General features: G+C 63.8%; 26 protein-coding genes. 14 read left to right on the top strand and 12 right to left on the bottom strand.

From position 1 onward, the window contains the following. Positions 1-8: 8 nt before the first annotated feature. Complete coding sequence (locus FCU66_RS24515; RefSeq protein WP_136620151.1) at positions 9-1,118, bottom strand: branched-chain amino acid ABC transporter substrate-binding protein; 1,110 nt, start codon at positions 1,116-1,118, stop codon at positions 9-11. A 149-nt stretch (positions 1,119-1,267) separates the two neighbouring features. Beyond that, positions 1,268-1,903 carry an RraA family protein gene (locus FCU66_RS24510; RefSeq protein ID WP_136620152.1) on the bottom strand — a complete coding sequence of 212 codons (636 nt, stop codon included), beginning with the start codon at positions 1,901-1,903 and terminating at the stop codon, positions 1,268-1,270. A 242-nt stretch (positions 1,904-2,145) separates the two neighbouring features. Between FCU66_RS24510 and FCU66_RS24505 the strand changes: the two genes are divergently transcribed. From FCU66_RS24505 to FCU66_RS24480, 6 genes are read left to right on the top strand one after another with little or no spacing between them, the layout of a single operon-like run. After that, entirely contained in the window at positions 2,146-2,922 is a 777-nt protein-coding gene (locus FCU66_RS24505) for an SDR family NAD(P)-dependent oxidoreductase (protein ID WP_164548750.1), read from the top strand. A gap of 6 nt (positions 2,923-2,928) precedes the next feature. Continuing rightward, positions 2,929-3,591, top strand: coding sequence for a 5-oxoprolinase subunit PxpB (gene pxpB, locus FCU66_RS24500; RefSeq protein ID WP_136620153.1), 663 nt, complete (start codon positions 2,929-2,931; stop codon positions 3,589-3,591). Further along, complete coding sequence (locus tag FCU66_RS24495; protein ID WP_136620154.1) at positions 3,588-4,559, top strand: 5-oxoprolinase subunit C family protein; 972 nt, start codon at positions 3,588-3,590, stop codon at positions 4,557-4,559. The genes pxpB and FCU66_RS24495 overlap by 4 nt, the downstream gene beginning before the upstream one ends. Next, positions 4,556-5,719, top strand: coding sequence for an epoxide hydrolase family protein (locus FCU66_RS24490; protein WP_136620155.1), 1,164 nt, complete (start codon positions 4,556-4,558; stop codon positions 5,717-5,719). Before FCU66_RS24495 ends, FCU66_RS24490 begins: the two co-directional genes overlap by 4 nt. A 38-nt stretch (positions 5,720-5,757) precedes the next feature. Then, the gene (locus tag FCU66_RS24485; protein WP_136620156.1) at positions 5,758-6,789 is read left to right on the top strand and encodes an Ldh family oxidoreductase; all 1,032 of its coding nucleotides are present in this window, start codon (positions 5,758-5,760) and stop codon (positions 6,787-6,789) included. Between the two features lie 54 nt (positions 6,790-6,843). Further along, a complete protein-coding gene (locus FCU66_RS24480) occupies positions 6,844-7,869 on the top strand; it encodes a proline racemase family protein (RefSeq protein WP_136620157.1) in 1,026 nt (341 codons plus the stop codon). 51 nt (positions 7,870-7,920) lie between these two features. Here FCU66_RS24480 and FCU66_RS24475 read toward each other — a convergent pair whose 3' ends face one another. The 5 genes from FCU66_RS24475 to FCU66_RS24455 are packed head-to-tail and all read right to left on the bottom strand — an operon-like array spanning position 7,921 to position 12,163. Further along, positions 7,921-8,700, bottom strand: a complete 780-nt coding sequence (locus FCU66_RS24475) for a LamB/YcsF family protein (protein ID WP_136620158.1) — start codon at positions 8,698-8,700, stop codon at positions 7,921-7,923. Between the two features lie 38 nt (positions 8,701-8,738). Continuing rightward, positions 8,739-9,134 carry an acetyl-CoA carboxylase biotin carboxyl carrier protein gene (locus FCU66_RS24470; RefSeq protein WP_136620159.1) on the bottom strand — a complete coding sequence of 132 codons (396 nt, stop codon included), beginning with the start codon at positions 9,132-9,134 and terminating at the stop codon, positions 8,739-8,741. After that, on the bottom strand, positions 9,124-10,497 hold the full coding sequence (gene accC / locus FCU66_RS24465) for an acetyl-CoA carboxylase biotin carboxylase subunit (RefSeq protein ID WP_136620160.1): 1,374 nt from the start codon (positions 10,495-10,497) through the stop codon (positions 9,124-9,126). Before accC ends, FCU66_RS24470 begins: the two co-directional genes overlap by 11 nt. Before the next feature lie 5 nt (positions 10,498-10,502). Beyond that, complete coding sequence (locus FCU66_RS24460; RefSeq protein WP_136620161.1) at positions 10,503-10,952, bottom strand: acetyl-CoA carboxylase biotin carboxyl carrier protein; 450 nt, start codon at positions 10,950-10,952, stop codon at positions 10,503-10,505. Positions 10,953-10,960: 8 nt separating this feature from the next. After that, entirely contained in the window at positions 10,961-12,163 is a 1,203-nt protein-coding gene (locus FCU66_RS24455; protein ID WP_136620162.1) for a pyridoxal phosphate-dependent aminotransferase, read from the bottom strand. Between the two features lie 183 nt (positions 12,164-12,346). Here FCU66_RS24455 and FCU66_RS24450 point away from each other — a divergent pair, with 183 nt between their 5' ends. Together FCU66_RS24450 and FCU66_RS24445 are read left to right on the top strand one after the other, a co-directional pair. Next, positions 12,347-13,525 (top strand): NAD(P)/FAD-dependent oxidoreductase, encoded by a 1,179-nt coding sequence (locus tag FCU66_RS24450; protein WP_136620163.1) that lies wholly within the window; start codon positions 12,347-12,349, stop codon positions 13,523-13,525. Positions 13,526-13,631: 106 nt separating this feature from the next. Next, positions 13,632-14,285 (top strand): GntR family transcriptional regulator, encoded by a 654-nt coding sequence (locus FCU66_RS24445; RefSeq protein ID WP_027167548.1) that lies wholly within the window; start codon positions 13,632-13,634, stop codon positions 14,283-14,285. 55 nt (positions 14,286-14,340) lie between these two features. Here FCU66_RS24445 and FCU66_RS24440 read toward each other — a convergent pair whose 3' ends face one another. The 5 genes from FCU66_RS24440 to FCU66_RS24420 form a co-directional block, all read right to left on the bottom strand. Then, positions 14,341-14,790 (bottom strand): VOC family protein, encoded by a 450-nt coding sequence (locus FCU66_RS24440; protein ID WP_136620164.1) that lies wholly within the window; start codon positions 14,788-14,790, stop codon positions 14,341-14,343. 4 nt (positions 14,791-14,794) lie between these two features. Further along, on the bottom strand, positions 14,795-15,574 hold the full coding sequence (locus tag FCU66_RS24435; RefSeq protein WP_136620165.1) for an SDR family NAD(P)-dependent oxidoreductase: 780 nt from the start codon (positions 15,572-15,574) through the stop codon (positions 14,795-14,797). Between the two features lie 210 nt (positions 15,575-15,784). Further along, positions 15,785-17,263, bottom strand: a complete 1,479-nt coding sequence (locus FCU66_RS24430) for an aldehyde dehydrogenase (protein ID WP_136620166.1) — start codon at positions 17,261-17,263, stop codon at positions 15,785-15,787. 7 nt (positions 17,264-17,270) lie between these two features. After that, entirely contained in the window at positions 17,271-17,858 is a 588-nt protein-coding gene (locus FCU66_RS24425) for a thiamine pyrophosphate-dependent enzyme (protein ID WP_136620167.1), read from the bottom strand. A 5-nt stretch (positions 17,859-17,863) separates the two neighbouring features. Beyond that, a complete protein-coding gene (locus FCU66_RS24420) occupies positions 17,864-18,436 on the bottom strand; it encodes a thiamine pyrophosphate-binding protein (RefSeq protein WP_136620168.1) in 573 nt (190 codons plus the stop codon). Between the two features lie 100 nt (positions 18,437-18,536). Here FCU66_RS24420 and FCU66_RS24415 point away from each other — a divergent pair, with 100 nt between their 5' ends. From FCU66_RS24415 to FCU66_RS24390, 6 genes are all read left to right on the top strand, one after another. Beyond that, entirely contained in the window at positions 18,537-19,472 is a 936-nt protein-coding gene (locus tag FCU66_RS24415) for a LysR family transcriptional regulator (RefSeq protein WP_136620169.1), read from the top strand. Between the two features lie 103 nt (positions 19,473-19,575). Then, positions 19,576-20,724: an acyl-CoA dehydrogenase family protein gene (locus tag FCU66_RS24410; protein WP_136620170.1), complete on the top strand. Its 1,149-nt coding sequence runs from the start codon at positions 19,576-19,578 to the stop codon at positions 20,722-20,724. Positions 20,725-20,735: 11 nt separating this feature from the next. Continuing rightward, positions 20,736-21,476 (top strand): NAD(P)H-dependent oxidoreductase, encoded by a 741-nt coding sequence (locus FCU66_RS24405; protein WP_136620171.1) that lies wholly within the window; start codon positions 20,736-20,738, stop codon positions 21,474-21,476. After that, positions 21,469-22,599, top strand: a complete 1,131-nt coding sequence (locus FCU66_RS24400) for a CaiB/BaiF CoA transferase family protein (RefSeq protein WP_136620172.1) — start codon at positions 21,469-21,471, stop codon at positions 22,597-22,599. The genes FCU66_RS24405 and FCU66_RS24400 overlap by 8 nt, the downstream gene beginning before the upstream one ends. Positions 22,600-22,610: 11 nt before the next feature. After that, positions 22,611-23,453 (top strand): HTD2 family dehydratase, encoded by an 843-nt coding sequence (locus FCU66_RS24395; protein WP_136620173.1) that lies wholly within the window; start codon positions 22,611-22,613, stop codon positions 23,451-23,453. Then, positions 23,447-24,259 (top strand): HpcH/HpaI aldolase/citrate lyase family protein, encoded by an 813-nt coding sequence (locus FCU66_RS24390; RefSeq protein ID WP_136620174.1) that lies wholly within the window; start codon positions 23,447-23,449, stop codon positions 24,257-24,259. The genes FCU66_RS24395 and FCU66_RS24390 overlap by 7 nt, the downstream gene beginning before the upstream one ends. Positions 24,260-24,275: the final 16 nt, after the last annotated feature.

Here is a 24,275-nt window from a genome sequence, read left to right as displayed (position 1 = left end):
GTTCGCCTTTATTCGACAGCCACCCACTTGCCGCCCTTTGCAATCACCGGGCGGAAGTTTGAGGTCTGGAGCGTGTTCTTGTCGGTGAACTTGATTTCACCGGCAAGGCCCTTGAAGTCGCTCGCCTTGAGCGCCTCGATGATCGCCTTCTGATCACCCGATTTGGCCCGCGTGATCGCATCGACGATCAGGTCGCCCACATCATGGGAGAGAGCCGCATAGGCGCCGGCGTCGCGGCCATAGGCTTCCTTGTACTTGGCCTTGAAGTCGGCGGCGCCAGACAAGAGGTCGACGGTGGGCGGGGACAGCAGATACACGCCCTCACCGGCCGAGCCGGCGATTTCCAGATATTCCGGCGAATTGTTGCCGTCGCCGAGCACAATGCCGCCCTGGAACCCGGCCTGCCGAAGCTGCTTGGTGAGCAGTGCACCGCCGGCATGATAGGCGGTCCAGAAGACAGCGTCGGCGCCGCTTGACTTGATCTTGGTGACGACCGCCGAATAGTCCTGCTCGCCGGCGGTGGTGGTCTCCTTGGCGGCAATTTCGCCGCCTGCGCTCTTGAAGGCTTCGGCGGTCAGCTTGGCCAGGTCGGACGAATAGGCATCGCCTTCGTCCACGACCGCGATCTTCTTGTAGCCGTTCTTCTTGAAGAGCTCGACGGCGGTTGCCGCCTGCATGTCGCCGGTTGAATTGGCGAGGAAGGCATTGCCCTGATTGGCGGCGACCAGCTTGGTCGAATTCGCTCCGATGATGACGAACGGAATGCCGGCGTCACCATAGATCTTCAATGTCGGCAAGACGGCGCCCGAGCAGTAGCCGCCGACGATGGCGGTCACGCCTTCGGAGACAAGCTTGCTGCCCGCGGTCACCGCCTGCTGCGGATCGCAGGCGTCATCGGCGGTCGTGGTGGTGATCTTGTCGCCGTTGACGCCGCCTTTGGCGTTGGCGGCATCGATCGCCATCTTCACGGCGTTCTCCATATCCTGCCCCTCACTGGCCAGTTGGCCAGTCATGGGAGCCACGATGCCGATCTTGATGTCGGCAGCCGCGGCCATCGTGGTCAGAGCCAGCCCGGCAAGGGCGATGGCACAAGCTAGCCTCTTGAAGGAAACAACCATTAATTCTCTCCATTTTCCCCTGTTGGCGCATCCAGGCGGCGTGCCCGAAATGCATTGTTTCGCCCCTCGGTTAGCTGCGGAGCGGTTATGTTGAGCAAGATCGCCAGCCGGCCACGCGATTTGTCTCCGGCAAGGACCGACCCGGCAGATCAGTGACTGCCGCCGGAGGCCCGGGCATAGGCTCCCTGATAGCGGTTCTCCCGAATGCTCTGCATGATCTCGGCCTCGCGGGCCTCCTGCGCCCGGACAGCGGCCAGCAAGGCCGCGGCACCGTCGATTGGAAATGCCACGACGCCATCCTCGTCGCCCACGACGATGTCACCCGGACCGACGACCATGCCGCCTATGCAGACGGGAACATTGATGGCTCCTGGACCATCCTTGTAAGGCCCGAGATGGATGGCCGACCGCGCGAAGCATGGAAACGCGCTGCGGCCGATGGCGCCGGCATCGCGGATGGCGCCGTCGATGACAATGCCTGCGGCGCCGCGCGACGCCGCGACACTTGTCATGATTTCGCCGACCAGCGCGCGCCCCTCATAGCCACCGCCGTCGACGACGATGACGTCTCCGGGTTGCAACAGATCGAGTGCGCGATGGATGAACTGGTTGTCGCCGGGGCGGGTCCTGACCGTCAGCGCCCTCCCCGCCATGACGCCGCTCACCCGATGAAACGGCCGCAACCCGACAGCCCCGGGGACACGAGCGAGATTGTCGCTGATCAACGGCGTCGCAAGAGCGCGGAACGCGTCGATCAGTTCGCTTTCCTGAGGTGCATCTGCCATCTCCCGCTCTCCCGCTGTCGGCGCTCTTTTGTGAATATAGTATCCAATCACAATTAAATCGGCAGAGTCAACCGACTTGCGGATAGTCCTCTGAAAAAAGCCAAGACTGCCACAAACCGCTGTGTGGCGGCCTAATGCGGTCATCCGACAGCCATTCATCCGGGCTTGCAATGGCGTCGAAGTTCAAGATAAGTTGGATAACATATCCATAAATGTCGAAAATCGTAAAAGGGATTTGGGTCGTGAAGCACGCAGGAAAAGTCGTGATCGTTACCGGGGCGGCACAAGGCCTGGGCCTTGCCTGCGCCGAGCGCTTTCATGCCGATGGCGCCAAGGTTGTGCTTGTCGATGTGCAGGCCGATCGCGGGCGCGAGCATGCCGAACGTCTTGGCGAGCGCGCCGTCTGGCTGTCCGCCGACCTTTCCGAAATCAGCAGGGACATGGCCGACGGCATCATTGCCAAGGCCATGCAAAGCTTCGGCGGTGTCGACGTGCTCATCAACAATGCCGGCATCATCCATCTGGACGATTTCGTCGACTTCCCCGAGGAGGCCTTCGACTTGGTTCAGCGCGTCAATCTCAAGGCGCCCTTCCTTCTCGGGCAGGCCGCGGCAAGAGCCATGATCGCGCAGGGACGCGGCGGCTCGATCATCAACATGTCGTCGATCAACGCCATTCTGGCCATTCCCAATTCGGTCGCCTATGCCGTGTCCAAGGGTGGCATCAAGCAGTTGACGGCGGTGATGGCCGTCGGATTGATCCCGCATAACATCCGCGTCAACGCCATCGGCCCCGGCACCATCCTGACCGATATGGTCAAGAGTTCCGTCATGGCCAGCGAAGCGCAGCGCCAGACCATCCTGTCGCGCACGCCGAGCGGCCGCTGTGGCGAACCTTCGGAGATCGCCAGCGTCGCATCCTTCCTGGCCAGCGACGACGCCTCCTACATTGTCGGCCAAACCATCTATCCGGATGGCGGTCGCCTGATCTTGAATTATACGGTGCCGGTAAAGGACTGACCGCCCATGGTTGTCGGTACGCCCCACATCAGTCTTGCGGGATCAGGCGCGCTGCTGCTTGATGGCGCGAAGGGGGCTTTCGATGATGCCACCCAGGAACTGGTCTGGGCGGTGGCGAATGCCGCGCTGAGTCTCGAGGGGGTGCGCGAGGCCGTTCCCGGCATGAACAACCTGCTGGTGGTGTTTGACCCGCTCGCTACGGACGCCCACAGCGTCGGCGGTCAGCTCATGTCGCTCTGGGCCGCCACCGATGCCCACGCGGTTGTGGGCACGCATCATACCATTCCCGTCAGCTATGGCGGCGCGAGCGGCGAGGATCTCGCCGGCTGGGCCGCGCATTGCGGCCTGTCTGTCGACGAGATCGTCAGGCGTCACGTGGCGGCCACCTACACCGTCGCCGCCATCGGCGCCATGCCGGGCTTTCCCTATCTGTCCGGTCTCGACCCGCGGCTTGCCTGGGCAAGGCGCAGCACGCCTCGCCTCAAAGTCATTGAGGGCGCCGTCATCATTGGTGGCGCGCAAGCGGGTATCATGCCGATGACCGCACCGTCCGGATGGCACATAATCGGCCATACCGACGTGAAGCTGTTCAACGCCGAAGCGGAATTGCCCGTGCTGCTCAGACCCGGAGACAAGATCCGCTTCGCAATCGCAGGGATCGAGGCATGATCGAGATCCTCACCACCGGCCTGCCGAACACGGTCCAGGATCTCGGCCGGCCCGGTCATCTGGCGCTGGGGGTCACCCATGGCGGCGCCATGGACAGGCAAGCGCTGGCGATCGCCAATCTCATGCTGGGCAATGATCCCTCGGCTGCCGGGATCGAGGTCGCGCTTCATCCGTTCAGGCTGCGCACGCATGTCGACACCGCCGTCGCCATCACCGGCGCCGATTGCGCCGTCAGCGTCGGCGACCGGCCCTGCCCACCCTGGTGGGCGATGACGATCCGCGCCGGCGAGACCCTTGTCCTTGAAGCCCCGCGCGTCGGTGCGCGTTCCTATGTCGCCTTTGCCGGCGGGCTCGATCTGCCGCCCGTCATGGGGTCGCGCGCGACGGATGTGAAAGGCAGTTTCGGCGGGCTCACCGGACGCGGCCTGTCGCGCGGCGACAGGCTTGCGCTCAACCCTGCGCAATGCCGCCTTCCCGCGGGCGGGTTTGGCGCAGCGCTGGAGGAGCGACGAGGCGCGGCGGCCTCGGTAATCGAATTGCGGGTTCTGCCGGCCGCCGAATTCGACGCCTTCACGCCGGAGGCCCAGGCGGCTTTCACCGGCAGCGAATGGAGCATCACCAACGACGCCAACCGTATGGGATACCGCCTTTCCGGCGAGACGCTTTCGCTCCTTTCACCGCTGGAATTGCTGTCGCATGGCATCGTGCCGGGCACCGTCCAGGTGCCGCCGTCCGGCCAGCCGATCATCCAGCTTGCTGATGCCAACACGTGCGGCGGCTATCCGAAGATCGTTACGGTGATCGAAGCCGATTTCTGGCGGCTGGCGCAAGCGCCGGTCGGCGCGCGCCTGCGTTTCTCAGCGGTCTCGATCGAAGCGTCGACAGAAGCGCTTCGCGCGAATCGGCAGCGTCGTCGCGACTTTATCGCCGCCCGGAACCTCATGGTCGGCGAGCAGAGGGCCCCATGAAAATTCGCCCCTTCACGATCGAGATTGCCCAGTCCGAAATCGACGATTTGAGGAATCGCATCTCAAACTGGCGCGAGCCGGACCAGTTGCAGGCAATAGGCTGGGCGCAGGGAACAGAGCATGAGGAACTGCGGCGACTTATGCAGCACTGGCGCACCGGCTTCGACTGGCGCAAGCAGGAAGCCGCCTGGACCATCCATCCGCACTACCAGACGGATATCGGCGGCGAAACCATCCATTTCATCCATGCGCGCGCCGCTGTTGCGACCGGCAGAACGGTCTTACTCACCCATGGCTGGCCAGGCAGCGTCTTCGAATTTCATAGGCTGATCCCGCTTCTGTCCGACCCGCTTTCGCATGGCGGAAGACAGGCGGATGCCTTCAATGTCGTGGTCCCATCGATTCCCGGCTATGGCTTTTCAAGCCGGCCGACCAGGCCTGGTCTCAACCTGTTCACAATTGCCGACCTTTGGGCCGAGTTGATGAACCGACTCGGCTATGAGCGATATCTCGCCCAGGGAGGCGATCTGGGCGCCAGCGTGTCGACATGTCTGGCACACGCGCATCCAGACAGTCTCGCCGGGGTGCATCTGAATTTCATCCCCGGCTCATTCTCACCCCCGCACGACCCGGGTCCGGCCGGCGACTTGACGTCGGAAGAGCGCGCCTTCCTGGAACGGAAGGCCGCATGGGCGGATCTTCATGGCGCGTACGGCCATATTCAAGGCACGCGTCCGCAAACGCTTGCCTACGGGCTGACGGATTCGCCGGTCGGACTGGCCGCCTGGATGATCGAAAAATTCCGCGACTGGAGCGATTGCGATGGCGATCTGGGCAAGGCCGCTCTTTCACAGGACGACATGCTCGCCAACATCTCGCTTTACTGGTTCACCCGGACCGCCGCTTCGTCGATGCGGCTCTATTGGGAAACGCGCGCCCGCCCGCTTGCATTCCCGCCCGGCACGGCGATCGACGTCCCGCTTGCGGTGGCTTTGTTTCCCAAAGAGCTGCCGATGCCGCCAAGGAGCTGGGTCGAGCGCGTCTTCAAGGACATCCGCCAGTGGACAGCGATGCCGCGCGGTGGTCATTTCGCAGCCCTCGAGCAGCCCGCTTTGCTTGCACAGGATTTAAGAGCCTTTGCCGGTGGTCTGGATTTTTAAAGGCAGCGTTTGCGCGCAGCCAAACCCGAAGGCCAGAAATGAGCAATACCGTTCTCACCGTCGATGCCTTGCATGAGCGCGTCGATGCGATTTTCCGCAAGGCCGGAGTGAATCCCATCCAGGTCAGTGCCATCACAAGGGTCATCGTCGCGGCGGAACGCGACGCCTGCAAGTCACATGGTATCTACCGGATCGAAGGCGCCCTGCGGACGATCAAGGCCGGGAAGGTGAAACCGGAAGCAGTGCCCGAGTTGCTGCCGCAGGACGCGCCCGCCATCGTAAAAGTGGATGCCAAGGGCGGCTTCGCCAACCCGGCCTTCGAGCTGGGCCTGCCGGTGCTGGTCGAGCGGGCCCGCGCCTGCGGCCTTGCCGCGCTAGCGATCAACGATGCGGTGCATTTTTCCGCTCTTTGGGCGGAGGTCGAAGCCTTGACGCAAGCCGGCCTTGCCGGCCTGGCCATGTGCCCCAGCTATGCCACCGTCGCCCCGACTGGCGGCAACAGTCCCCTGCTAGGGACCAATCCCTTTGCCTTCGGCTGGCCGCGAGAAGGACAGCCGCCTTATGTTTTCGACTTCGCGACCTCGGTTGCCGCGCGGGGCGAGATCGAGCTTCATCGCCGGGCCGGCAAGAAGCTGCCGGAAGGCTGGGCGATCGATGTCGATGGCAGGCCGACGACAGATCCCGAAGCGGCCCTGGCGGGCGCCATGCTTTCCTTCGGCGGGCACAAGGGCTCCGCCATCGCGACGATGATCGAGCTGCTCGCCGGGATCATGATCGGCGACCTGACAAGCCCCGAGGCGCTCGATCTGCTCGGCACCACGACGCTTTATCCATCGCATGGAGAGCTGATCATCGCCTTTTCGCCGCAAGCCTTCGCCGCCGGCCGTCCCGGCAATCCGCTGGGCCGTGCTGAAGCTCTGTTCGAGGCGATCCTTGGCCAGGGTGCACGCCTGCCCTCGCAGCGGCGGTTCCTTGCCCGTGCGACATCGGAGAGAGAGGGCATCAGCCTCTCAGCTCAGGAGATCGAACAGCTCGACCGTTTTCTCGAACGAGGACTCGGCAGCGTTTGAAGGGATCCGTTCGCCCTACTCGGGCTCTGGTCATCAAACGGAAAGGGAGAAAAAATGCGCTGGTCAAGAACATTCACGGTCGTCGGCTGCCATGCCGAGGGAGAGGTCGGCAATGTGATCACCGGTGGCGTCATGGACGTGCCCGGCAAGACCATGTTCGAAAAGAAGGAATATCTGCAAGAGCATATGGATGACATACGCGGGCTCGTTCTCTTCGAACCGCGCGGCGCGCCCTACGTCAACGCCAACATCATCCTGCCGCCCTGCGATCGCTCGGCCGACCTCGGCTATGTGATCCTCGAAAGCACCGAATACCCACCCATGTCGGGCTCCAACACCATCTGCGTCGCCACCGTCGCGCTGGAGACGGGCATGGTGCCGATGAAGGAACCCGAGACGCGGCTACGCATGGAAGCGCCGGCCGGCATGATCGAGGTGCGCTGCCTCTGCGAGAACGGCAAGGTGAAGCAGGTGGAGTTCACCAATGTGCCGGCTTTCGCCTTCCACCTCGACACGCATGTCGAAGTCGAGGGGCTCGGCACGATCACCGTCGACACCTCCTACGGCGGCATGACTTTCGCCCATGTCAATGCGCGCGCACTCGGCTTCACTGTCAAACCCGACGAGGCCCACCAGATGTCGTTGATGGGCCAACGCATCAAGAAGGCGGTCAACGAGCAGCTCGTTGTCGTGCATCCGGAGAACGCGAAGATCCGCGACGTGTCCAACGTGATTTTCGAAGGCCCGATCGAGCGCGTCGACGGGCGCGTGGAAAGCATCAACGGCACGGTGTGCCTGCATGGCAGGCTCGACCGCTCGCCGACAGGCACCGGCACCACCGGGCGGCTGGCGGTGATGTCGGCAAAGGGCCAGATCGCCAAGGGCGAGCTGTTCCGCAACAAGTCGATCATCGGGACCCATTTCGATTCCCGCGTGATCGCCAATGCGCGCGTCGGCGATCGCGACGCCGTCGTCGTCACCATCGCCGGACAGGCCTGGATCACCAGCATCGGCCAATATGGCCTCGACCCGACAGACCCTTATCCACGCGGCCATCGCCTCAGCGACGTCTGGTTCTGAAACGGATGCGGCCGAGCCCTTCGGCACGGCCGCGCAACCGTTCGGCCGTGCTCAGGCCGTTGCCGCGAACGCCCTGACGCTGACGCCGCTCGCCTCCAGCCGTTTCCTGACGTGCGCGGCGATGGCGACGGCCGCCGGCGTGTCGCTGTGGACGCAGATCGAATCGATCGGCGTCTGCAGCATCTGCCCGGAAAGCGTCTCGATGGCGCCTTGCTTGACCATCCGCACGACCCGTTCCGCCGCCTTTTCGGCGTCGTGAATGACCGCGCCTTCCAGCTTGCGCGAGACAAGAAAGCCGTCCTCCGTATAGGCGCGGTCGGCGAAGATTTCGGACCTGACCGTCAGGCCCGCGTCACGTGCGATCCTGTCCTGGAAGCCGAGCGCAATGGCCAGGCAGATCAGGCCGGGATCGACGGCCTTGACCGCGCGCGTCACGGCTTCGGCGACGCCACGGTCCGTCTGGGTAAGGTTGCCCAGCGCGCCATGCGCCTTCACATAGCGGATCGGGTGGCCGGCATAGGCGGAAAGCGCCTGCGCCGCGCCGATCTGGTAGGCGACCAGCCTTTCGATCTCATCCATGGAATGCGGGATGATGCGGCGTCCGAATCCCCACAGATCAGCGAAGCTCGGATGCGCGCCAACGGCAACGCCCTTGTCGCGCGCCATCGAGAACGTGGCCGCCATGATCTCGGGGTCGCCGGCATGAAAGCCGCAGGCCACATTGGCGGAACTGACGATGTCGAGGATCGCCGCATCGTCGCCGAGCCTGTAGGCTCCAAAACCCTCGCCCATGTCGGAATTGATATCGACCTGCAATCCTTTGGCCGCCATGGCGCTTTCCTCAGTGGTTCGAACCATCGCCTCTGCCTTCACACCAGCTCGTAGAGTGGCGTGCCGTAACCGACGACCGCTCCGTCCTCGGCCAGTGTCGCGCCCAGCACGCCGTCTGCCGGCGCAACGATGGCTTTCAGGCATGGGCCGACCTGCAGGACGCCGACCGTCTCGCCCTTGCGGACCGTCCGGCCAGGTTCGGCAACCGGACGACCAGTCGTTGGATGATCGAGACGGAACACGCCGACGCCGGGCGCACGCACGCCCTTGAAGACCGTTTCGGCCTTCGGCGCTCCGACCGCAGCCACGGGTGTTTCGGCAACAACGGACTGCACACGCAGGCGCAGCGAAAAGCCGGCCTCCGACAGTTCGATCTCGCCGATGCCGGCGCTTGCGCACCAGGCGGTCAGCCTTTCGATCTCCTCAATCGTCATTGCCGCCTCGTCCCTGGAGCAGACCGCCTTCAATGAGACGTTCAAGATGATGGATATCGAAGCCTCCGGCAGCGAAGCCGGGCTCCTCCATCAGGAGGCCGTGCAGCGGCGCGTTGGTGGCGATGCCGACAGCCTCCATCTCGCCCAGCGCGCCGCTCATGCGCCGGATCGCCTCGGCCCGCGTTGCGCCATGCGCCAGCACCTTGGCCACCAGGGAATCGTAATGCGGCGGCACGGTGTAGCCGGAGTAGAGATGCGATTCGACGCGGATTCCGGGACCGCCGGGCGGCGTCCAGCGCTCGACCCGGCCCGGATGCGGCCGGAAGCTGTAGGGATTTTCAGCGTTGATGCGGCATTCGACGGCGTGGCCCTGAATGCGGATGTCTTCCTGGCTGAATGACAGGGGCTCACCCCGGGCGATGCGGATTTGCTCGCGCACGATATCGATGCTGGTGACGAGTTCGGTGACGGGATGCTCCACCTGCACGCGGGTGTTCATCTCGATGAAAGAGAAGCGCCCATCCTCGTAGAGGAATTCGAACGTACCGGCACCGGTATAGCCGATGGTCAGGCATGCGCGGGCACACAACTCGCCGATCTCGGCGATCGCCTCGCGGGCGATGCCGGGCGCTGGCGCCTCCTCGATGATCTTCTGATGGCGGCGCTGCATGGAGCAATCCCGCTCGCCGAGCCAGACCGCTCTACCGTGCTTGTCCGCCAGAATCTGGATCTCGATATGGCGCGGGTGCTCGAGGAATTTCTCCAGATAGACTTGCGGGTTGCCGAAGGCCCGGTCCGCCTCTTTCACCGCCATGGAAACGGCTTCCATCAGGGCGCGCTCGTCGCGCACGATGCGCATGCCGCGCCCGCCGCCACCGCCCGCCGCCTTGACGATGACCGGATAGCCGATGGCCTCGGCAATGGCGCGGACTGCCTGCTCGTCCTGCGGCAGCGCCCCCTCCGATCCCGCAACGCAGGGGACGCCGGCAGCGATCATCGTGCGCTTGGCGGAGACCTTGTCGCCCATGGTGCGGATCGCCGCCGCGGATGGCCCGACGAAGGCAAGGCCGGCATTCTCGACGGCCTCGGCGAAGGCGGCATTTTCCGAGAGGAAACCATAGCCCGGATGGATCGCGCCGGCGCCGGTGAGTTGCGCGGCCGCGATGATCTCGGCGATGTTGAGATAGCTTTCCGTTGCGGCAGCCGGCCCGATGCAGATCGCCCTGTCCGCCAGCGCGACATGGCGAAGGCTCGCATCGGCTTCCGAGTGCGCCGCCACCGTCTTCAATCCGAGATCGCGGCAGGCGCGCAGGATGCGCAGCGCGATTTCACCGCGATTGGCGATAAGGACGGTATCGAACATCGCCCTCAGCCCAAATCTTCGAGAACGAACAGCACATCGCCGGACTGCACGGCGGCATGGTCGTCGAACGCGATCTGGACGATCCGCCCAGTGCGATCGGATTCCACGACATTGAACGTCTTCATGGCTTCGAGGACGCCGACCTTCTGCCCTTCCGCGATGACATCGCCAACCGCAACCAGCGGCGGTTCGCCTTCGGTGCCGGAACGGTAGAACACGCCCGTCAGCGGCGCGCGGATCGAATGACGCGCGATAGGCGGAGCTGTCGAAGCCGGATCTGAAGAGATGGCGGTGCCTGCGGTTGGCTGCGGCGAAGACTGCGCCTGCGACGCGGATTGCGCCGGCGCCGCCTGCCTGGACATGCGGATGCGAACGCCGTCGCGCTCGATCTCCAGTTCGGCAATGGGCGAACGCGAGACAAATTCGATCAGCTTCTGGACGAAGTCGAGATCCATCGCCGGCCCTATTGCAGCGCTTCGACAGCCTCGGCGATGCGCCCGATCGCTTTTTCGATCAGCTCCATCGACGTGGCTATGGAAATGCGGAAATGCGGCGACAGGCCGTAGGCAGAGCCCTGCACCACCGCGACCCGCGCCTGATCGAGCAGGTAAAGCGAGAAATCGTCGTCGCTGCCGATAGGAGCGCCGTCCGGGCGGCGACGACCGATCAGGGCCGAGCAATTGGGATAGAGGTAGAAGGCGCCCTCGGGCGTCTGGCAGGTGAGACCGGGAACCTTGCGCAGCAGCTGCAGAGCGCGGTCGCGCCGCGCCTGGAATTCGAGCGCCCGCGGGGGAAGAAAGTCCTGGGAGCCTTCCAGTGCCGCTATGGTCGCGGCCTGCGAGATGGATGACGGGTTCGACGTGCTTTGGCTCTGCACGGTCGCCATGGCGCGGATCAACTCTTCCGGCCCGCCGGCGTAGCCGATCCGCCAGCCGGTCATGGCATAGGCCTTCGACACGCCGTTGACTGTCAGCGTGCGGTCCTTCAGCCGCGGCTCGACGCCGGCGATGGTATGGAAGGCACGCCCATCGAACAGGATATGCTCGTAGATGTCGTCGGTCAGCACATGCACATGCGGGTGATCGAGCAGCACCGCGGCCAAGCCTGCAAGTTCGTCGCGGCTGTAGACGGCGCCTGTCGGATTGGAAGGGGTGTTGAGCAGCAGCCATTTGGCGCGCTCGGTAATGGCGGCTCGCAGGGCTTGCGGCGTCAGTTTGAAGCCTTCCGCCTCCGTGCAGGCAACGACCACGGGCTTGCCTTCGCCGAGCAGGACGATGTCGGTGTAGGAAACCCAATAGGGCGCGGGAACCACCACCTCGTCGCCGGGGGCCAGCGTTGCCAGCAGGGCGTTGTAGATGATCTGCTTGGCGCCACCCGCGACGCTGACTTGCGAAGGCTTGTAGTCGAGGCCGTTCTCGCGCCTGAATTTCCCGGCCACCGCCTTTTTCAGTGCGGCGGTGCCGTCCACCGCCGTATAGCGCGTCTCCCCCCTGCGCATCGCCTCGTAGGCCGCCTCGACAATGTGCGGAGGCGTGGGAAAATCCGGCTCGCCGGCGCTCAGGCTGATGACGTCGATGCCGGCTGAGCGCATTTCGATTGCCCGCGCGGTGACCGCCATGCTGGGGCTTGGCTTGATGACGTCGAGACGGGGAGCGATGAGGCCCACGGAACAATCCTCGGCATGTCTGATATTTGGTATCAAATTGGATAATGTATTCTTATTTTCGCGTCAAACCCCTTTTTCTGCGTCGAAGACCGGGTTATGTCTCATTTTGGAGGTGGGCCGACAGAGGAAAGTATCCAATCCTTCGTCGCCACGGATAACATTCGAGATGGGAACACGATTGGAATGGGCACAAACTATGATGTGGTGATCGTCGGAGGCGGCGTTGTCGGCAGCTCGATCGCCTACTTCCTGTCAGTCAATCCGGATTTCGATGGCAGGATCGCGGTGATCGAGCGGGACCCCTACTACACGGCCTCCTCGTCTTCCTTGTCGACCAGCGCCATACGCCAGCAGTTCGGCACGGCGCCGAACATCGCCATGTCGAAGTTCAGCATCGACTTCCTGCGCCAGGTAAAGACCCGGCTTGCCATTGGCGACGAGTTGGCCGACATCGGGCTGCATGAGTCCGGTTATCTCATACTGGCGACGCCCGAGCGGGCTGACGCGCAGCGCGCCAAGAACAGCGTTCAGCGCGGCATGGGCGTCGACGCGGAACTGATCGAGCAGGTCGACCTGGCGCGACGCTTCCCGTGGCTCAACACGGACGATCTCGCGCTTGGCTCACTCGGCCTTGGCAGCGAAGGCTGGTTCGACGGCCCTGGCCTGATGCAGGCATTTCGCCGCAAGGCGCGCACGCAGGGCGTGGACTATCTTGCTGCGACCGTGACCGGACTGACCATGGCGTCTCCTGGCAAGGTTGGCGAAGTGGTGCTCGACAATGGCGACCGACTTGCCGCCGGCACGGTGATCAACGCGGCCGGACCATGGAGCGCGGGCATTGCCAGGATGGCCGGCGCGGAGTTGCCGGTTGTCCCGAGCAAGCGCTGCGTCTTCGTCTTCGAAACGCCGGCCAGGATCGACAACTGCCCCTTCGTCTTCGATACAAGCGGCTTCTGGCTGCGGCCGGAAGGTCAGCTCTTCCTGTGCGGTATCCCGCCGGTGCGCGAGAACGCGCCGGACGATTTTGGCCTGGATGTGGACTACGACCTGTTCGACGAGTTGATCTGGCCGGCGCTCGCCCATCGTGTGCCCGGCTTCGAACAATTGCGCATGCTGCGCGCCTGGGCGGGGCTCTACGAGTACAACACCTTCGACCACAGCGGCATCATCGGCCGGCATCCCGAAGTCTCGAACTTTGTCCTGGCCACCGGCTTCAGCGGCCACGGCATGATGCATGCGGCGGCAACCGGGTCGGGCGTCAGTGATCTCATTGCCTATGGCGAGTACCGCTCTGTCGACCTGTCCGCCTTCCGCTACGAACGGATCGCCGGCAATCAGCCTATCGAGGAACATGTCTACTGAAGCGAAACGGGCGACATGGCATCGCAGTGACAACGGTGCTATGCGTCCACTTCTTCAATCAAAACGGCGCCAGTCGACAAACAAGGCGGCCGCCCCAGGCTGATTCATGCTCGTACAGAAGAAAACCATCTCGACCCAGGTCGCCGATGCCATCAGGCAGAAGATCCTGATCGGCGAATACGAGGCCAACTTCCAGCTACGGCAGGAGCATCTGGCCACCGAGTTCGGCGTCAGCCGAATTCCGGTACGAGAGGCGCTGCATCAGCTTCATTCGGAAGGCTTCGTCACGCTGGTTTCCCATAAGGGCGCCGTCGTCACCTCAATTTCCCTGGACGAGATCCTCGAGCTCTACGAATTGCGAGCCCGGATCGAAACATGGCTACTGGCCCTTGCCATTCCAAGGATGACGGAGGCCGACCTCGCGCTGGCCCGAGAACGGGCAAAGCAGCACCAGGAGCAAGGCAAGACAGGCGAGTACTCGAACCAGCTCAACTGGAACTTCCACGCCGCGCTCTACGCGCCGTCCGGCCGCAAGGCGACGATCGAACTGGTAGGGCGCATCTACCAGCAGCTGGAACGCTACACGCGCATGATGGTGACGCTCACCGAGATCCAGGCCCAGTCCGACCGCGACCACTGGCAACTCATCGACCTGTGCGAAGCCAAGGATACGCTGCGCGCCGTCGGCCTTTTGGAAATGCATATCATCACCAGCGGCAAATTCCTGGTCGACCGGCTTCAGGAATTGCGGGGCAGCTGACGGACAAGTCATTCCCCCACTCGATCCGCATCGGCTTTCCCCTCACGCGATTGGATCATTTGCCGGGCAGATTGGTCGCCCGGGTCAGCAGGATCACCCCCGCCTTATCGGCTGTGTCGTAGTAGGTGAAGCCGGTGCGGTTTTCCCGGCGCCCGCGCATCAGCACGGAAAGTCCGTCGGTTTTCGCCTTGGTTTCGGCTGCGTCTGCATCACTGACTTCAAAGCCGATATGGAAGACGCCTTCACCCTTGCTATCGAGATGAATCCGCTGTGGTGAAGGATCGTGGTTCGGCTGGCACAGTTGCAGCTGAGTGTTCGGCAGGTTGCAGATTCGGTATTGCATCGCCTTGAAACCCTCGGGGCTTGGGACCTGGAGTTCTTCGTATTCGGCCAGCGGTGGATAGGACTCCCATGGCCCGATGCCGATGGAGTCATAGTAGGCCTGCGCCTTGTCGATATCGTGCACGACGATGCAGATGTGATGCAGCTTGTCGAAATTGCCCATATCCTCACTCCTTGATCGGGACCGTATAGTTCAGCACCCGGCGTCCTCCGTCGGGGTAGATCGTCTCGCCGGTGATGTAGGAAGCGTCGTCGCTGGCCAGGAACGCCACGACCGAGGCGATCTCGGCTGCCGTGCCGAGGCGCCCGAGCGGTGTGCGCGAAAGAACCGCCCGCCGCATTTCTTCCGAATCGATGAATGTCCCGTCCATGACCATGTCCGTGGCGATGGTGCCCGGGCCGACACCGACCACACGGATGCCATGGTGAGCGAAGGCGACGGCCGCGGTGCTGGTGACCTGGTTCATGCCGCCCTTGGAGATCGCGTAGGTGGCGACGCGCGGATTGGCGAGGCCCGAATTGATCGACGACATATTGATGATGACGCCGCCTCCACCCTGCGCGATCATCTGGCGGGCTGCAGCCTGGGTACCCATGAACGCGCCCTTCAGATTGACGGCGAGAACCCTGTCGTAGTCCGCCTCGCTGATGTCGAGAAAGTCTTGAACCGGAGCGATGCCGGCATTGTTGACCATGATGTCGACACGGCCGAATTTCGCCACCGCCGCCGCAACCAGCGCATCGACCTGGTCCTTCTTGCTGACATCCGTAACGACGGCCAGGACGCTGTCAGTAGTGCCGATTTCAGCGGCACATTTTTTCAGTTCCGCGGCATCGATGTCGCCGAGCACGAGCTTCGCGCCTTCGGCCAGAAAGCGTTCCGCGCAAGCGCGTCCGATGCCGCGCGCCGCTCCCGTGACAACCGCCACCTTGCCTGCCTGTCTCATGTCCAGTCCTTCGATCATTGTAAGCCGGCCACCGTCTCAGGGAGCGGTGTGCCGAGCTTGGCCACGGATAAGGATAATTCTCCCACCGAAGCCTACCTAGAGCATGATGCCGAAAAGTGTGAAGCGGTTTTCGGACGACATCATGCTCTATCTCTTTGATTTAGAGACGGATTCAGATTTCAGGTCGATTCGACCTGAAATCATCCGGCTCTAGCGGATAACAAAGGGATTGGCGGTCTTGCCGGCCGTGTCTATCCACACCGTTTTGGTCTGCAGATAGGAATTGATGGCCTCCTGCCCGCTTTCGCGACCGATGCCGCTCCTCTTGTAGCCGCCGAAGGGCGCCATGTAGGAGACGGCACGGTATGAATTGATCCAGACCATCCCCGCTTCCATTGCAGCCGCGCCGCGCAGCGCCCGGCCCATGTCGCTGGTCCATATCCCCGCCGCCAGTCCGTAGGGGCTGTCATTGGCAATGGCGAAGGCCTCGTCCTCGTCGTCAAAGGGGATGACGGACAGGATCGGCCCGAACACCTCTTCACGCGCGATCCGCATGGTGTTGTTCACACCCGTGAAGATGGTGGGCTCGACGAACCAACCCTCGGCCAACTCACCGGACGCCGGCTTGCCGCCGCCCAGCACGCAAAGCGCACCCTCGCGGCGCGCTATGCCGAGATAGGACAGCACCTTCTCGCGCTGGGCTTGCGTGGTGATCGGCCCCACCTGCGTCTCGGACAGCGCCGGATTGCCCAGTCGGGCGCTGGCCGCCAGCGTTATGACGGCCTCCACGAACCGGTCATGGATCTTGCGATGCACCAGCAGGCGGGAGCCGGCGATGCAGGTCTGGCCGCTGGCGGCGAAAATGCCTGATATCGCGCCGTTGACCGCGCTCTCGATATTGGCATCGTCGAAGACGATGTTGGCCGATTTGCCGCCGAGCTCCAGCGTGACGACTTTAAGCTGTTCGGCAGCCGCGCGGTAAACGGCGATCCCGCCGGGCTCACCGCCGGTGAAGGCGATCTTGGCGACGTCGGGGTGGGCAACGAGCGGCACGCCGACATCCAGTGGCATGCCGGTAACGGTGTTGACCACGCCGGGGGGAAAGCCCGCCTGCGCAAACAGTTTCACGAACTCCAGCGTCGAGGCCGAGGCGTGCTCCGACGGTTTGATGACGACAGTGTTGCCTGCCGCCAGCAGCGGCGCAAGCTTCCAGGTCAGAAGCAAAAGCGGTGAGTTCCAGGGCACGATTGCCGCGATGACGCCCAGCGGCTCGTGGCGGGTGAAGGCGAACATGCCAGCCTTGTCGATCGGCAGCACCGCACCTTCGATCTTGTCGGCAAGGCCGCCGAAATAGCGGAACCATTCCGGGATGTAGCGCAGTTGCGCGGTCATTTCGGTGATCAGCTTGCCGTTGTCGCGCGTCTCGATGGCGGCAATGCGATCCGCATTCTCGGCGATCAGCTCAGCCAGCCGCACAAGCAGCTTGCCGCGCGCGGTGGCCGTAATGCCGGCCCATTCCCTCGACCGGAAAGCCGCCTTGGCGGACGCCACGGCGGCGTCCACCTCGGCCTGTCCACCGCGCGGGATCAGCGCCCAGGGCCTGCCGGTAAACGGATTATGGCTCTCGAATGTATCGGCGGTCGGTTGCAGCCGACCGCCGACCGTGTTCTGGAAACTGACCAGCGCCATATCGACCTCAACAGGTGGCAAAGCCCAGATGGGCGCGAAAGCGGTTCTTGACCTCGACCGCGTCGCGCGGTGGCAGCGAGCGCGGCAGGTTCTCGGCAGTGATTTTCAGCACGAAAAGGCGTGGACCGTCGGCCGGGCGACGAAGCTCTTCACACAGCGTGTCGATCTCCTCCAGCGAGCGCAACTCGGCGGTTTTCGAAAACCCGCAAGCGGCGGCGACCTTGTCGAAACCAATGCCCTTGCCGGTATGGCTGGACTGCATGCCGGTCTCGCCGAAATGCTGGTTGTCGAGCACGATCAGGTCGAGATTTTTCGGCCGCGCCACCGAGATCGTCGCCAGCGAGCCGAACGCCATCAGCTGTTCGCCATCTCCGGTGATCACCATGACCCGCTTGCCGGGCTGGGCCTGGGCAAGCCCGAGACCGATCAGTGCCGCGCCGCCCATCGCGCCCCACAGATAGTAGTTGTCGTTGCGGTCGCCGGCGGCATGCACGTCGTAGCTCGGCGAGCCGAGACCGGTCACGACCAATGCGCCGTCGCGGGCGTCAAGCAGCTTCTTCACCGCAACCCGGCGGTCCATCGTCGGTAAATTCATGTCGCTCACCACTTCTTCTTGCCGAGCAGCCGCTGCCCGATCAGCACGGCAATCTGCTGGTCGGCATCGAAAGCCATCAAGGCTGCTTGCGCCACCGTCTCCACCAGGTCGGGACCGGTCTCGGCGCGCAGCACCCTGAGGCCGATCGCCTTCAGCGAAGCCTCCGTCGCCTGCCCCATCGGCACCTGCCACGGGTTGAACTCGGCCCATTCGCCTCGCATCGTCACCAGGACGAGCAAGGGAAAGCGCGCCTGCACGGGAAGCGACAGCATGTTGATGCAGTTGCCGACGCCGGAGGATTGCATGAGCACGACGCTCCGCTTGCCGCCGAGCCAGGCGCCCGCAGCAATGGCAATGCCCTCCTCCTCCGTCGTCAGCACATTGGTGACAACCTCGGGATCCGCGCTGAAGCGGCGGATCAATGTGGTATGGCCGGCATCGGGCACATAGGACATATGGCTGATGCCGGCGGCCTTGAGTACGTCATAGACCTGATCTGGCCACTGCTTTTCAGACGCCGCCGGAGCGGCTGCAAGTGCTGCTGCTTGCGGATATTTTGCTTCTACGCTCGCCGTCACCTTGGACCTCCGAGAACTGAATTGCCATTAGATTACCTCGGTCATCCGATCTAATCTTCGTCCCTTTCTCGTGACCAGATATAATGATATTCGATAGCTCATGGAGTTATCGCAGCTGCGCACCCTGATCCACGTCGCTGAACTCGGCAGTCTCAGCAAGGCTGCCGACCGGCTGCACATCGCGCAGCCGGCGCTCAGCCGGCAGGTGCGCATGCTGGAGGAGGAATTGGGCTTTGCCCTTTTCCTGCGCCACGGACGCGGCATGGTGCTGTCCGAGCAGGGCAAGGAGGTGCTGACGCACGCCATGCGCGTGATGGCCGAGATCGACGAGATCCGCGCCACGGCCACGCCCGCCGATGCGCCGCTGACCGGCGAAGTGGCCATCGGCCTGCCACCCACCGTTGCCGACATTATCTCGCTGCCGCTGGCTGCCGCGTTCGGCAAGGCCCACCCCAAGGCCAAACTCAGACTTGTCAGTGCCTACACAGGCTATTTACTGGACTGGATGCACCGCGGCGAGGTGGACGTCGCGGTGCTCTATGACCCACGCATGGCCCGTTCGTTGCGCTCGCGCCCGCTGCTCCTGGAAAACCTCTTCCTGATCGGACCGCCGGACGCGGGGTTTTCGACCGTACGCGCCGTATCGTTCGCCTCGCTCGCCGGCAAGCGCCTGCTGCTGCCCAGCATCAAGCACGGGCTGCGCATCATCGTCGAACGCAGCGCCACGGATGCCGGCATCACGCTCGATGTCGGCATCGAAGCGGACTCGTACTCGGCGCTGAAGGACCTAGTGCGCAATGGCCATGGCTGGACGATCCTGCCGCTCGCTCCCATCCATGCCGACGTGACCGCCGGGCTGCTCACCGCCGCGCCATTGATCGATCCTGTGCCCGTGCGCCGCCTGATCCTTGCCTACCCGGCGGACCGGCCTGCCTCGCGGCTGGCGCGGTTTGCCGGACAAGCGATCGAGGACATCGCCAAGGATCTTGTCGGGCGGGCCGTCTGGGTTGGCCAGCTTCTCGGCCCTCCGCCATAAGCATTCGAATTCCGTTATATCTGCTCACGTCCGCCTTGCATTGCTGACAGGACATGGAGGCGCGATAGTGAGGCCGCAGCAAGACGAAAGCCGGACAAACCTTATGGAATCCTATCAGGACATTCGCGATGCCGTCGCCAGGCTGTGCGCGCGCTTTCCCGGCGAATACTGGCGCGCGCTCGACAGGGACATGACCTACCCCGGTGAATTCGTCGCGGCGTTGACGGAGGCCGGCTGGCTCTCGATCCTGATCCCGGAGGCGTATGGCGGCTCGGGCCTGCCGCTTTCGGCCGCCGCTGCCGTGCTGGAGGAAATCCAGCGCGCCGGCTGCAATGGCGGTGCCTGCCATGCCCAGATGTACACGATGGGCACGCTCCTTCGCCACGGCTCGGAAGCGCAGAAGCAGCGATACCTGCCGAAGGTCGCCGCGGGAGAATTGCGCCTGCAGGCCTTCGGTGTCACGGAGCCGACCAGCGGCACCGACACCGGGGCGCTCAAGACCACTGCTCGCCTCGACGGCGATCATTTCGTGGTCAAGGGCCAGAAGATCTGGACCAGCCGCGCCGAGCATTCGGATTTGATGCTGCTCCTGGCCCGCACCACGCCGCTGAAGGACGGTATGAAGAAGACCGACGGCCTCTCCGTCCTCATCGTCGACATGCGCGAAGCCGTTGGCAACGGCCTCACCATCCGGCCGATCCGCACCATGATGAACCACGCCACCACCGAAGTCTTCTTCGACGATCTGCGCGTGCCGGCCGAAAACCTGATCGGCGAAGAGGGAAAGGGATTCCGCTACATTCTCTCGGGCATGAACGCCGAGCGCATCCTGATATCAGCCGAATGCGTCGGCGATGCGAAATGGTTCATCGAAAAGGCAAGCACCTACGCAAAGGAGCGGCATGTGTTCGGCCGGGCGATCGGCCAGAACCAGGGCATCCAGTTTCCGATCGCCAGGGCCTACGCCAACATGCGCGCGGCCGAATTGATGGTGCGCGAGGCGCTGAACCTCTACCAGGCCGGCAAGAACCCCGGCGCCGAAGCGAACATGGCCAAGATGCTGGCGGCCGACGCCTCGAACGAAGCCGCCAATGTCTGCATCCAGACGCATGGCGGGTTCGGTTTCGCGGAAGAGTACGATGTGGAGCGCAAGTTCCGCGAGACGCGTCTCTATCAGGTCGCGCCGATCTCGACCAACCTCATCCTGTCATACCTTTCCGAGCACGTGCTTGGACTGCCGCGTTCCTACTAAGAGGTGCCGCCGTGAACGTCCTCATCGTCTATGCACACCCGGAAGCGAAATCCTTCAACGGCGCCATGAAGGACCTGGCTGAGGAGACCTTGACCCGCGCAGGCCACGATGTGGTCGTCAGCGACCTCTACGCGATGGGCTTCAATCCTGTCGCAGGGCCGGGCGACATATCAGGCGAGCGCAACGATGCGGACTTCTTCAGCCTGCCGCGCGAGCAGACCGCCGCCTACGAGGCCGGCGCACTGTCGGCCGATATCAGCGCCGAGATCGACAGACTGAAGCGGGCGGACTTCGTGCTGTTCCAGTTCCCGGTCTGGTGGTTCGGCATGCCTGCAATCCTCAAGGGCTGGGCCGATCGTGTCTTCGCGCGCGGTTTTGCCTATCTGCCGGGCCGCAAATACGACACCGGCATGTTCAGGGGAAAGCTCGCCATGGTGGCCGCGACCACGGGCACATCGGCCGACACCTACGCGCCCGATGGCATCGATGGCGACATCCTCACGGTGCTGTGGCCGATCCACAATGGTCTGCTGCGCTACTCAGGCTTCGACGTGCTGCCGCCCTTTGTCGCCTATATGCCGGGCCGCGTCGGCGACGATGGCCGCAAGGCCTATCTGGACGCCTACCGCAAGCGGCTCGAAGACATCGACGGCACGCCACGCCTGTTCTTCCACGCCGCCGAGGATTACGGCAAGAACGAGCGGCTGAAGCCTGGTGTGCTCGCCCGCTCCGGGGTGCAGCGCAATGTCTGATGGCGCACGCCCGCTGGAGGGCCTGTTTGTCGTTTCCATCGAGCAGGCGGTCGCCGCTCCGCTTTGCACGGTCCGCCTCGCCGACGCTGGCGCGCGCGTCGTGAAGATCGAGCGTCCGGAAGGCGAAACCGCGCGTCATTACGATTCCACTGTTGACGGCATGTCGGCTTACTTCGTCTGGCTCAACCGCGGCAAGGAAAGCGCGGTGCTCGACCTGAAGGCCGAGCACGATCTCGCTTTGCTGCACCGGATGGTCGCGCGCGCCGATGTTCTCGTGCAGAATCTCGCGCCGGGCGCCATCGACAGGCTCGGCCTCTCCGCCGATGCAATAGCGAAAGAGTTTCCTCGGCTGATCGCCATCAACATCGTCGGCTACGGGCAGGACACGCCCTACGCGGCGATGCGCGCCTACGACATGCTGGTGCAGGCGGAAAGCGGCATCTGCGCGGTGACCGGCACACCCGACACGCCGAGCAAGATCGGGGTTTCCGCCGCCGACATCGCCACCGGCATGAATGCCCATGCAGCGATCCTCGAAGCCTTGTTGGCGCGCGAGAAGACCGGGCGCGGCCGCATAGTCGAAATTGCCATGTTCGACGCCATGGCCGACTGGATGACTGTGCCGTTGCTGCATTACGAATATGCGGGCCGCGAGACGCAGAGATATGGCCTGGCGCACGCTTCGATCTACCCCTATCGACCCTATGCCTGTCGGGATGGCAGCGTCGTCGTGTCCATCCAGCAGAACAATGAATGGAAGCGCTTCTGCACCCTTGTGCTGCAAAGACAGGATCTGTTCGCCGACGAACGCTTCGCCACCAATGCCTGGCGGGTAGCCAACCGCACGGCGCTCGACGCCGAGATCGAACCGATCTTCGCGGCAATCGACTGCGAAGCGGCCATAAACCGTCTCAACGAGGCGCAGATCGCCTGGGGCCGGGTCAGCGCAATGCACGACCTGCCGCACCACAAGGCGTTGCGCCGGACAGAGGTGGCGCTGCCGGACGGCAGGCGCATCTCCGTGCCGATGCCGGCAGGGCGGTCGGAGGGATTCGCAACGGTCCCCAGGGTTCCCGCCCTTGGCGCCGACACGGACCGGATCCGGTCCGAATTCGCCGCCTGACGAGGGAGCTCATGAGCCTGGACACAACCACGCTGCAGGAATGGGTTGGACGCTCACACGAGGTCGAGGATGTTGTGACCCCGCGCCTGTTGGCAAGCTTTGGCGCCACGCTTGGGGACCACGCAGCGCAAATTGCCGAGGGCGCGGCCCCGCCCGGACTGCACTGGTGCCTGACGCCCGATATTGCCGACAGGGGCGAACTCGGACCTGACGGGCACCCCGCCAAAGGCGGCTTCCTGCCACCGGTGCCACTTCCGCGCCGCATGTGGGCGGCCAGCGATGTGCGTTTCATGGCCCCGATCCGCTCCGGCGACCGCATCCGCCGTCGCTCGACATTGACCGCCATCGAGGAGAAGCAGGGCCGCACCGGCCCGCTCACCTTCGTCACGGTCCGGCACGACATTGCCAACGACACCGGTCCGGTGATCGAGGAGGACCATACCATCGTCTATCGCGCCGCCGAAGCTGCTGCTGCGCGCCCTGCCACGCCAGCAAGTCCAACCCCGGCCGCACCGCACGAGCTTTCGGTTGACGTCGATCCGGTGCTGCTCTTTCGGTATTCTGCGCTGACCTTCAACGGGCACCGCATCCACTATGACGCGCCCTATGCCACGACGGTCGAGCACTATCCCGGGCTCGTCATCCATGGTCCGCTGCAAGCGACGCTGCTGATGAACTTCGCCACCGCCATTGTCGGTCAGTCGCCGCGCCGTTTCTCATTCCGCGGCGTGCATCCGGCGACCGGCCCACAGCGCCTGCTTCTGAGCGCAACATCCCCAGGCCAAGACGGCATGGCTCTCGAGGTACGGTCGGTCGACGGCCATGTGACGGTGAAGGCCACGGCGCAATGGTGAACTTCGTCACGCCTGTCGTGCCGCTTTTCGTGCCGGGCTCGCGGCCGGAGCGGTTTGCCAAGGCCGACAGCAGGGGCGCGGACGCGGTCATTCTCGACCTCGAGGATGCCGTCGCCCCTGGCGACAAGGAGCGCGCTAGGGAAGCAGTTCTTGCTCATGCGACCGCGCTAAAAACTCCGGTCGTCGTCCGCATCAACGCCGCCGGCACACCCTGGCACCAACCGGACATCGACGCCGTGAGGCATCTCGACGGCGTCTCCGTCATGCTGCCCAAGGCCGAGCGGCCGGAAGACATTGCCAATATGACCAGCCAGATGGCACGCAGCGTTTCCGTCATCGCGCTGGTCGAGAGCGCCGTCGGCCTCGCCAACCTGCCGGACATATTGGCCAGGCCCGGCGTTGTTGCCGTCGCCTTCGGCTCGGTCGACTTCTCGCTCGATCTCGGTTGCGCGCATGATCGGCTGATCCTGCTTGTGGCGCGCAACGAAATCGTCTGGCGTTCGCGCGCGGCTGGCCGCGCCGCGCCGATCGACGGCGTGACGACCGACCTGAGCAGTCCCGAAACAGCCGAGGATGACGCCCGCCATGCCATGAAGATGGGCTTCGGCGGCAAGATGGCTGTTCACCCGAGGCAGATCGAGCCGATTCGCAATGGCTTTCGCCCGAGCGAAAATGACATCACATGGGCACGAGACATCATTGGCGCGGCCTCGTCCGGCGAAGCCAGCCAGGTGAACGGCGAGATGGTGGATCGGCCGGTCATCGAACGTGCAAGGCAGGTCCTGCGCCGGGCCGCTTTGGTCTAAAGGACATGCAAAGGAG

The sequence above is a fragment of the Mesorhizobium norvegicum genome, from assembly GCF_004919685.1.
Lineage (GTDB): Bacteria > Pseudomonadota > Alphaproteobacteria > Rhizobiales > Rhizobiaceae > Mesorhizobium > Mesorhizobium norvegicum.
This window is presented reverse-complemented; position numbering and strand designations above follow the sequence as displayed.